Below are 9,516 nucleotides of genomic sequence, written 5' to 3'. Positions count from 1 at the left end.
CCACGGGTGCCGGCGCGCCCCCGGGGTCCGCGTGCGCGGACCCGGGGGCCTCTCCGGACGGCTCGGTGCCGGCGTGCCGCCGGCACCGTCCCGGCTACGGTCAGCCGAGGTTGGCCAGCGCCTCGTTGAAGGTCTTCGACGGGCGCATCACGGCCGCGGCCTTGGCCGGGTCGGGCTGGTAGTAGCCGCCGATGTCGACCGGCGAGCCCTGCACGGCGACGAGCTCCTCGACGATGGCCTGCTCCTGCTCGGCCAGCACCTTGGCCAGACCGGCGAACGCCTGGGCCAGCTCGGTGTCGGCGGTCTGCTGGGCCAGCTCCTGGGCCCAGTACAGGGCGAGGTAGAAGTGGCTGCCGCGGTTGTCGATACCGCCGAGGCGGCGGCTCGGCGACTTGTCCTCGTTGAGGAAGGTACCGGTGGCGCGGTCCAGCGTGTCGGCCAGCACCTGGGCGCGGGCGTTGTCGGCGGTCTGGGCCAGGTGCTCGAAGCTGGCGGCCAGCGCGAAGAACTCGCCCAGGCTGTCCCAGCGCAGGTAGTTCTCCTTGACCAGCTGCTGGACGTGCTTGGGGGCGGAGCCGCCGGCGCCGGTCTCGAACAGGCCGCCGCCGTTCATCAGCGGGACGACCGACAGCATCTTGGCGCTGGTGCCCAGCTCCAGGATCGGGAAGAGGTCGGTCAGGTAGTCGCGAAGCACGTTGCCGGTGACCGAGATGGTGTTCTCGCCGCGACGGATGCGCTCCAGCGAGAACTTGGTGGCCTCGACCGGGGTCTTGATCTCGATCTGCAGGCCGGCCGTGTCGTGCTCCGGCAGGTAGGTCTTGACCTTCTCGATCAGCACGGCGTCGTGCGCGCGGCCCTCGTCCAGCCAGAAGACGGCCGGGTCGCCGGTGGCGCGGGCGCGGGTGACGGCGAGCTTGACCCAGTCCTGGATCGGCAGGTCCTTGGTCTGGCAGGCGCGGAAGATGTCGCCGGGCTGGACGGCCTGCTCCAGGACGACGTCGCCCTCGGCGTCGACGAGCCGGACGGTACCGGCGGCGGCGATCTCGAAGGTCTTGTCGTGGCTGCCGTACTCCTCGGCGGCCTGGGCCATCAGACCGACGTTGGGCACCGAGCCGATGGTGGCCGGGTCGAGGGCGCCGTGGGCGCGGCAGTCGTCGATGACGGCCTGGTACACACCGGAGTAGCTGCTGTCCGGCAGCACGGCCAGGGTGTCGGCCTCGTTGCCGTCCGGGCCCCACATGTGGCCGGAGGTGCGGATCATGGCCGGCATCGAGGCGTCGACGATGACGTCGGACGGCACGTGCAGGTTGGTGATGCCCTTGTCGGAGTCGACCATGGCCAGGGCCGGGCCCTCGGCCAGCTCGGCCTCGAACGAGGCCTGGATCTCCGCGCCCAGGTGGGGCACCTTCTCCAGGCCGGCGAGGATGCCGCCGAGGCCGTTGTTCGGGTTCAGACCGGCGGCGACCAGCGCCTCGCCGTACTTGGCGAAGGTCTTCGGGAAGAAGGCGCGGACCACGTGGCCGAAGATGATCGGGTCGGAGACCTTCATCATGGTGGCCTTGAGGTGCACCGAGAACAGCACGCCCTCGTCCTTGGCGCGGGCGACCTGGGCGGCCAGGAACGCGCGCAGCTCGGCGACGCGCAGCACCGAGGCGTCGACGACCTCACCGGCCAGCACCGGAACCGACGGACGCAGCACGGTGACGGTACCGTCCTCGGCGACCAGCTCGATGCGCAGCGAACCCGCGGCGGAGACCACGGCGGACTTCTCGGTGGAACGGAAGTCGTTCTCGCCCATGGTCGCGACGTTGGTCTTGGAGTCGGCCGTCCAGGCGCCCATGCGGTGCGGGTGCGTCTTGGCGTAGTTCTTGACCGACGCGGGGGCGCGGCGGTCGGAGTTGCCCTCGCGCAGGACGGGGTTGACCGCGCTGCCCTTGACCTTGTCGTAGCGGGCCCGGACGTCCTTGTCCTCGTCCGTCCGCGGGTCGTCCGGGTAGTCCGGCAGCGCGTAGCCCTGCGCCTGCAGCTCGGCGACGGCCGCCTTCAGCTGCGGGATGGAGGCCGAGATGTTCGGCAGCTTGATGATGTTGGCGCTCGGGGTCTTGGCGAGCTCGCCCAGCTCGGCGAGGGCGTCCTCGATCCGCTGGCCCTCCTCCAGACGCTCCGGGAAGCTCGCGATGATCCGCCCGGCGAGGGAGATGTCGCGGGTCTCCACCCGTACACCCGCCGTCGAGGCGTAAGCCTGCACCACGGGCAGGAACGAGTACGTTGCCAGGGCCGGCGCCTCGTCGGTGTGCGTATAGATGATGGTCGAGTCAGTCATCGGTACTCCGCTTCACGTCTCCAACGTCTTGATGTCAAGATATCTCGTGTTCGCCCCTTCGCTCCACCTCCCCCCGCCCCGGAGCGCGCTCCGGCGCCCGGGCGGGCCGGCGGCGGTCAGCTCCACCGTCGTCCCGGGACGGGCGCCGGGCAAGCGGAGCGGAGCGCCGGGCGGGTGCCGCGGCGGCGCCGCGGGCGGTGCCGGGGGGTACGGCGGCGCTCCCGACCAGGGCTTCGACCGCGAGCGGCGCGGAGCGGACGGCGGTCACGGCCGGACGCCGAGCCGGGCGTCGAAGGCGGCCTCGTCGTCCAGGAACCACAGCTGGCCGCCCTGGTTGCTCTCCCGGACGAAGTCCCGCAGCGCGCCGCTGTCCGCGGTGTGGCGGGAGATGTCGCCGATGACGGCCAGGCCGACCCGGTAGGTGGCGAACTTCTGCGCGATCCCGCCGGCGACCTTGGTGCTCAACCGGAAGAAGTCCTCCGCCAGGCGCTCCACGGGCACGACCACCCAGGCGGCGCCGGCCCCGAACGCGTCGCCGATCAGGTCGGTGGCGTCCCGCTCGTCGCGCACCGGCGGTCCGTCGACGGCCAGGCGCAGGACGGTGACGGCGGACTCAGACATCGTTGTTCTCCCCGATCAGTGCGTTGACGATGACGAGCAGCTCGGCCGTGTCGGCCAGCTCGCCGAGGATGACCACCTTGAGCGTGGCGCGCTGCTCGTCGTGCAGGGTCTGGACGCGGAGCGGGCTGCCCTCGCGGGGCCCGGCGACCGCCGCCATCAGGGTGTTTGCCAGCCGGGCGGCCTCCACCGTCCCGATCGCGTCGATCTGCACGATGGTGGAGGCCTCGGCATGGCGCGGAGCCGCCGGCGGCTCGGCCGCGGGGGCTCCGGTGAACGCCGCGAGGTCCTGGGCCGCGATCCGGTACTGCTTGCCGATCCTGGTCGCCCGGAGGCGGCCGTCCCGGACGTAGCCGCGCACGGTGCGCACGTGCAGACCCAGCAGCTCGGCCACCTGCTCCACCGAGTAGTACTGCGCCACCAGGCCTCACTCCCTTCCGACTTCCCTATCATCACGCAAACTACCATGACGATGATCCGGAAAGGGAAGGATAGGGAAGGCCGGACGAAGCGGAAGCCCGGGGACCGTCAGGACTCCGTCAACACAGCACCGCATTCGGTCAACGCGGCGTCAGGACAGCGACCGACAGGCCGAAACCGCCCTAGCGTCGGAGTAAGCAATTCCGGCAGGCCCCACCACTCTTCGGGAGCACCCGCATGGCCCGCGTCGTCTGGCACGTCCCGGTCACCGTCACCGGATCCACCACCGCCCTCCGACTCTTCCGCCTGCGCGACGGCCGCCGCTGCGCGGTGGGCTTCGCCACCACCGAGGCGCTGACCGCGCTCCTCGGACCGGACCAGGCCTTCACCGAACTCGCCGAGCCGGCACTGCGGGCGCTCACGGCGCCGCTCGGCGTGGACGCCCTCGTGCTGGACCCGAAGCTGGTGGCGCCGCCCGCCCGGCCCACCCGGGGCCCCGCACCCGCCGAGCACACCGCACCGGCCGGCCGGACTCAGCTCCAGCACCGGTGACGGCGCTCCGGCTCATCGCCGGCGCCCGGCCCCCCGAACCGGTCCGACGGCCCGAACCGGCCGCCCGGACCGACGGGGCCGCGCGCACCGGGGACGAGCGGCCCTTGCACGCCCTGGTCCGGGTCGGCTTCGGCCCGGTACCGCTGGACTTCGACCGGCTGGCCGCCGAGTTCCCGGCCGTCCAGAGCGGGTTCACCCTGGCCGGCGGCGCCGACCTCGAACTGCGCCTCGCCTGTACCGGTCCCGAGGAGTTGCGGGCGATCTCCACCACGCTGCTGCGCTCGGGCGCCGCGCGCGTCCAGGTGGACCTCGTCCTGCGCGCCCTGACGCCGCGTCCGCCGACCCTGCGGCCGGTGCCGTAGGACCGGCCGCCCGTACCCTCCCCCGTCGGCGTGACGAAGGAGGGCACGGGCGGGGCCGCTACGCGGGCTCCGCCGACCGGCCGGCCTCGCGGGTGAGCACCGCGATGGCCGCCAGCAGCAGGGCCGAGCCGGTCGCCAACCCCGGGGTCACCGGCTCGCCGAAGCAGACGACGGCGATCAGCACGGCGGTCGCCGGTTCCAGCAGCACCAGGACGGCGGCCGTGGCACCGGGCACGGCCGTCAGACCGGTGAAGTACCACCGGTAGGCGAGCAGGGTCGGGACCGTCCCCAGGAAGAGCAGCGCGCCCGCCGTCAGCGCCGGACCGCCCGCCGTCGGCAGCACCCCCTCGACGGCGGCCAGGGGCAGCAGGCAGAGCAGGCCCGTGGTGAAGGCGCCACCGCTCGCCCGGGCCGAACCGCCGCCACGCGCCCAGAGGGTGAGACCGCTCTGCCCGGCGCCCGCCAGCACGGCGAGCCCGACCCCGAGCAGCGGACGCGGCCCGGCCGCCGGGGCGGCGACCAGCAGCGCGAGACCGCCCAGCGCGAGCGCGACGGCGGCCGACGCCCGTAGGGTGAGCCGCTCGCCGAGCAGCAGATGGGCGCCGAGGCTGGTCAGGACCGGCCCCGCGCCGATGGTGATCAGGGTGCCGAGGCCGAGACCGGCGTACTGCACCGCGCCGAAGTAGGCGCACTGGCTGACCGCCAGCCCGAGGCCGGTGAGGACGGCCGCGCCGCGGGCACCGGGGCGCCCGCCGGCGCGGCGCCGACCGGTGGGGGCGAGGGCCAGGCAACCGGCCGCGACGGCGAACCGCCAGAAGCAGACGGCCACCGGGCCGAGCCCGGAGGTCCGCAGCAGCAGGGCGGCGACGGCCCCGCCGACGCCCCAGGCGACGGCGGCGGCCGAGATGGACAGCAGGCCGTGCCGGAGCGGCACGGTGGCAGGCATGGTCATGCGTTGGTTCTCCACGACGGTGGGCCGGATGAGGTCCGCGGTCGGCGCGGGCGGCATCCACCGGCCCGGTGGCAGCGGCGCCGCCGGGCTGGGATTCGTGGAGTAGGCCGCCCGCTAGCGGACGGGCGGCGGCAGGATCACGGAACGCATGACGTTCAGCCTACGCGGTCGGCCCCGCGCCGCGGGCCGTCGCGACCGTCGGGGACCGACCCCTGCGCCGCGGCCGCCGAGCGGTCGTGATCTTCTGCTCGCGGACCGCCGCGACGTACCGTCGGCGGTGGCGAGGTGGACGTCGGCTTCCACCCCGGACGGAGAGGAACAGCAGCGTGGAGCACCTGACGTACGGCGAGGTCGAGGCGGCCGGGCGGCGGATCGCGGGGCGGGTGCGCCCCGTGACGGTGGCGCCCGGGGACGACGAGGGGCGGCTCTGGCTGGCCCTGGAGTACCTCCAGCACACCGGCAGCTTCAAGGCGCGCGGGGCGCAGAACTTCCTGCTCGCGCACACCGAGGCGGGCACCCTGCCGCCCGCCGGGGTGACCATCGCCTCGGGTGGGAACGCGGGCCTGGCCTGCGCCTGGGCCGCCCGCGAACTCGGCGTGCGGGCCACCGTGTTCCTGCCGGAGACCGCGCCCCCGGTCAAGGTGGCCCGGCTGCGCTCCTACGGGGCCGAGGTACGGCTGGCGGGCCGCGAGTACGCGGAGGCGCTGGCCGCCTGCGAGGAGTTCGCGACGGGCAGCGGCGCCCTCGCCTCGCACGCGTACGACCACCCGCTGATCGCGGCCGGGGCCGGTACGGTGCTGGAGGAGATCCTGGCCCGGGTGCCCGGCCTGGACACCGTGGTGGTGTCGGTCGGCGGCGGCGGGCTGTTCGCCGGGGTGGCCGCCGCGGCGCGCGAGCACGGCGTCCGGGTGGTGGCGGTGGAACCGGTGGGCAGCCGGGCGTTGGGCGCGGCGCTGGCGGCCGGCCACCCGGTGGACGTCGCGGTGGAGTCGGTCGCGGCGGATTCGCTGGGCGCCCGACGGGCCACCGCACTCGCCGTGCACGCCGCCCGACAGGACGGTGTCCGGACGGTGCTGGTGCCGGACAGCGCCATCGTCGAGGCCCGGCAGGCGCTCTGGGACGAGCGCCGGATCGCCGTCGAACACGCGGCCGCCACCGCGCTCGCCGCGGTGACGGGCCCGGCGGGCTCCGACGGTGCGGACGGCGAGCGGATCGCCGTCCTGCTCTGCGGCGCCAACACCGACCCGTCCGACCTGGTGGTGGCCGGCTAACGGGCCCGCCCGCCCCTCCGGGGGGCCGCCCCCTGACGCCCCCTGGGGGCCGCTCAGCCGATGCCCTGCCGGTCCGGCACCAGGGCGAACGTACGCACCTCGGGGTCGGGCAGCTGTGCGGCCACCGCGCGCTCCAACAGGATCCGCTGCTCCATGAGGGGGGGTCGACGTGCCGCGGGGCTGACCCGCAGCAGGTCGTCCAGGGCGGCGACCAACCGGCGGGTCACCTGCGGGTGACCGGCGCCGCAGAGCCGGATCTCGGTGAACGCGAGATCGACCACGGACTGCCAGTCCGGCACCGGTTCCACCAGCCGGACGGCGCCGGCCCGGTCGCGGAAGCAGAGGTCCCCGAAGGCCTCGTGGACCAGCATCCCGAGCAGCTGGTGGATCCGGTCGACCGCCTGCACCGCGGTGGTCGGGTCGTTGACGGCGGGCGACAGCGCGCGGATCGCGATGTCGACCAGCTGGCGGAAGCCGAAGCTGAGGTCCTGGTGCATCGTCCGGTCGACGCCGACGTTGAGCGCCAGGGCGATCCGGCGCGGACGCGGCGGCCGGCCGACGGCCCCGGTCACCCGGACGATCGGCGTGCCGGGCGTGATGAAGTCGCCGATCCTGGGCACGAGATGGAGCACCACGCCGTGCCTGCGGGCGATCCGTACCAGGCGGCCGATGTTGACGTCGCGCAGCACCCCCGAGCGCCCCTCGTGGAGCAGGGTGAGGGCCTGTTCGGGGACATCCGGCGGCCGGGCCCCGGGCGGCATCAGCCGGTACTGGAGGATCACGGCCACCGACTCGTTCGCGACCCGGTCGATCACGTGCGGCACCCGCAGCAGCCGCATGGTGGACTGCACGTAGAGCACGAACAGGGCCAGGCTGAGCAGGACCAGCAGGAGGGCCCCCAGGCCGGAGAAGATCGGCACCGAGGTGACCTCGGCCGGGTCGGTGGCGTCGTCGTAGCTGAGCTGGACCAGCAGCGCGAACAGGAAGGTGGCCAGACAGACCGAGAAGGTGGCCTTGGTGAGCCGGCTGCGCACGTACAGCCGCAGCACCCGCGGCGAGAACTGGCTCGCGGCCATCTGCAGGGCGACCAGCGAGATCGAGAAGACCACGCCGATGAACGTGAGCATCGCCGAACTCACCGTCGACACCACGCTCTTGGCCGCGCCGGTGAACCGCATCAGCTCGTCCGCGGAGCCGCTCTCGGCGACGGTGGCGGTGACCACGGCCTCGTCCAGCCAGGCCGTCACCCCGGAGAGCAGCACCGCGGCGACGCAGGTCACCAGCGGGGCGAACCAGAAGGACTCCCGCAGGTGCTCGCGCAGCGGGGACAGCGGGCGGTAGCGGACGGGCCGACGATCGGTCATCGCCCCAGGCTAGGCCGTGCCCCGGCGCCGCGGCCGGATCGGCCGCGGCCGGGTCGGCGCGCGGCGTCGCGCGGTCGCACACCGGCCGGGGCGGCCGGTCGGGACACGCCGGCGGCGGTCGCGGGGGCCGCCCCTCCGGAGGACGCTGTTGGTTAATTCGGGCCCTGCTTCGCCCCGCCGACTGGTTGGTCGGCGGGGCGAAGCGCTGCGAAGTGGCTGGTTCGGGTGCGGGCTCGGGGCGTGCCGGTGAGGTGGGCGTCGATGCGGACGAGGTTGAGCGCGGCTCCGGTGAGTTGGTGCTGGAGGCTGGTCTTGGCCAAGCCCTGGTAACGGGATCTGCGCAGGTCGCAGCGTCCTACCCCTTGGGAGATGGTGCCCTCGACCCCGGCGCGGATCTTGTAGCGCTGCTTCCAGGCATCGGTCTGCTGCTCGGCGCGGATTCTGCGGATGGCGTCGTGCTCGGCCGGTCGCTGTCGCAGCATGATCTCCCGGCCGCGGCCGGGAACCGAGCGCACGCAGACCGGTCGGTCGGGGCATGGATCGCAGCTGCCGGCGGGGAACCGCACGCGGATCACGGGCAGGCCCTTGGAGTCGGCGCGTGGATACCAGTGCGTGGTGGAGACGCCGTTCGGGCAGGTCGTGCGCCGCCGCTCCCAGTCGATCGTGAACGCGTCCAGCGTGAAGGGACCGTCCGCCTGCGCAGAGGTGTTGTCGGCCAAGGGCCCGTGCAGCGCGATGCCGTACTGGTCACGGGCGGTCAGGACCTGAGCGGCGGTGGGATAGCCGGCGTCCACCCAGTGCTCACCCGGCAGGCAGTCGCGTGCGGCGAGGGCGGCGTGGATCCGCGCGCTCACCACAATGTCCGGGACGGTCGCCACCGTGGTCAGCACGTTGGTAACCAGGTTCGGGGCATCCTCCTCACAGGTCTCGGTGAAATGGACCTTGTATCCGTCCCACATGGTGTCCCGCTTCACGCTGCCGCGTGCCTCGCGGTCATAGGGGGTGACCAGGCGCATCGCGCCTGGTGGCCGGTCTTTTGGGCCTCTGCGCACCACCTCGCCGTCCACCTGGTGGAAGTGCTGGACCCAGACCCGCCGCAGGACCTCTACCTCGTCGAGCACGCGCAGACTCCCGGGAGAGCCGGCGGCGAAGACCGCTTCCAGCAGCCGCGTCCCGTCCCGCCCGATCCGCGCGCCCACCTCGTCGCGCTTCGCACGGGCCTTGGGGAAACGCGATTCCTCGGCCCGGGTGGCGTAATGGCGGAACCAGTCCGGCTCGGCGACCTCGATCAGCCAGTCGGGCGCGACCTGGGCGGTCCTGTTCAACGCCGCCCGCAAGGTTTCCGCCACCAGCTCCAGCCAGGACAGCTCACGCGCCGCGGACAGCACGTGCGTGGAGTCGGTCCGCGCCCGGCCCGTGTTCTTGAGCAGCCCCTTGTCCCGGGCCGCTTCCAGCACACCGTCCAGCACCCGCCGCCCGCCGTCAGCCCCGGCGAGCCGGTCCCGGAACTCCGACAGCACCGAGAAGTCGAACCCCGGGTCGTCCAGCTCAAGCCCGAGCGCGTACTTGAAGTCGATCCTGGCCCGCACGGCCTCTGCCGCCTGGCGGTCCGTCAACCCCTCCACGAACTGCAGCACCAGCAGGACCGCGAGGC

At 73.6% G+C, this 9,516-nt stretch carries 9 protein-coding genes; 3 read left to right on the top strand and 6 right to left on the bottom strand.

Features of this window, described 5'->3' with window-relative positions:
* Nucleotides 1-100: 100 nt before the first annotated feature.
* From ACFXHB_RS43445 to ACFXHB_RS43435, 3 genes are all read right to left on the bottom strand, one after another.
* Complete coding sequence (locus ACFXHB_RS43445; RefSeq protein ID WP_380582552.1) at nt 101-2,323, bottom strand: NADP-dependent isocitrate dehydrogenase; 2,223 nt, start codon at nt 2,321-2,323, stop codon at nt 101-103.
* A 264-nt stretch (nt 2,324-2,587) separates the two neighbouring features.
* Nucleotides 2,588-2,944, bottom strand: coding sequence for a DUF4180 domain-containing protein (locus ACFXHB_RS43440; protein ID WP_380582550.1), 357 nt, complete (start codon nt 2,942-2,944; stop codon nt 2,588-2,590).
* The gene (locus ACFXHB_RS43435; RefSeq protein ID WP_380582548.1) at nt 2,937-3,362 is read right to left on the bottom strand and encodes a helix-turn-helix domain-containing protein; all 426 of its coding nucleotides are present in this window, start codon (nt 3,360-3,362) and stop codon (nt 2,937-2,939) included. Before ACFXHB_RS43435 ends, ACFXHB_RS43440 begins: the two co-directional genes overlap by 8 nt.
* A gap of 236 nt (nt 3,363-3,598) precedes the next feature.
* Here ACFXHB_RS43435 and ACFXHB_RS43430 point away from each other — a divergent pair, with 236 nt between their 5' ends.
* On the top strand, nt 3,599-3,913 hold the full coding sequence (locus ACFXHB_RS43430) for an SAV_915 family protein (RefSeq protein WP_380582546.1): 315 nt from the start codon (nt 3,599-3,601) through the stop codon (nt 3,911-3,913).
* Nucleotides 3,910-4,275 carry a hypothetical protein gene (locus tag ACFXHB_RS43425; protein WP_380582544.1) on the top strand — a complete coding sequence of 122 codons (366 nt, stop codon included), beginning with the start codon at nt 3,910-3,912 and terminating at the stop codon, nt 4,273-4,275. The genes ACFXHB_RS43430 and ACFXHB_RS43425 overlap by 4 nt, the downstream gene beginning before the upstream one ends.
* 58 nt (nt 4,276-4,333) lie before the next feature.
* Here the strand turns inward: ACFXHB_RS43425 and ACFXHB_RS43420 are convergent, their stop codons facing one another.
* Nucleotides 4,334-5,227, bottom strand: a complete 894-nt coding sequence (locus tag ACFXHB_RS43420; RefSeq protein WP_380582542.1) for an EamA family transporter — start codon at nt 5,225-5,227, stop codon at nt 4,334-4,336.
* 326 nt (nt 5,228-5,553) lie between these two features.
* Between ACFXHB_RS43420 and ACFXHB_RS43415 the strand changes: the two genes are divergently transcribed.
* Nucleotides 5,554-6,498, top strand: a complete 945-nt coding sequence (locus ACFXHB_RS43415) for a serine/threonine dehydratase (RefSeq protein WP_380582540.1) — start codon at nt 5,554-5,556, stop codon at nt 6,496-6,498.
* Nucleotides 6,499-6,551: 53 nt separating this feature from the next.
* On the opposite strand, the gene ACFXHB_RS43410 is transcribed toward ACFXHB_RS43415, so the two are convergent.
* Nucleotides 6,552-7,862 (bottom strand): DUF2254 domain-containing protein, encoded by a 1,311-nt coding sequence (locus ACFXHB_RS43410; RefSeq protein WP_380582538.1) that lies wholly within the window; start codon nt 7,860-7,862, stop codon nt 6,552-6,554.
* Between the two features lie 152 nt (nt 7,863-8,014).
* The coding region (locus ACFXHB_RS43405; protein ID WP_380582536.1) for a transposase at nt 8,015-9,516 on the bottom strand (1,502 nt) is incomplete at its 5' end.

The organism is Kitasatospora sp. NPDC059327 (genome assembly GCF_042752535.1).
Classification (GTDB): domain Bacteria; phylum Actinomycetota; class Actinomycetes; order Streptomycetales; family Streptomycetaceae; genus Kitasatospora.
Note: the sequence above shows the minus strand (reverse complement) of the source record. Positions and strands in the feature narration are given on the sequence as shown.

What these genes read in the sequence shown, in the direction of transcription:
- ACFXHB_RS43420 (WP_380582542.1), bottom strand. Translation starts at nt 5,227, where the DNA reads ATGACCATGCCTGCCACCGTGCCGCTCCGGCACGGCCTGCTGTCCATC.
- ACFXHB_RS43410 (WP_380582538.1), bottom strand. Translation starts at nt 7,862, where the DNA reads ATGACCGATCGTCGGCCCGTCCGCTACCGCCCGCTGTCCCCGCTGCGC.
- ACFXHB_RS43445 (WP_380582552.1), bottom strand. Translation starts at nt 2,323, where the DNA reads ATGACTGACTCGACCATCATCTATACGCACACCGACGAGGCGCCGGCC.
- ACFXHB_RS43430 (WP_380582546.1), top strand. Translation starts at nt 3,599, where the DNA reads ATGGCCCGCGTCGTCTGGCACGTCCCGGTCACCGTCACCGGATCCACC.
- ACFXHB_RS43440 (WP_380582550.1), bottom strand. Translation starts at nt 2,944, where the DNA reads ATGTCTGAGTCCGCCGTCACCGTCCTGCGCCTGGCCGTCGACGGACCG.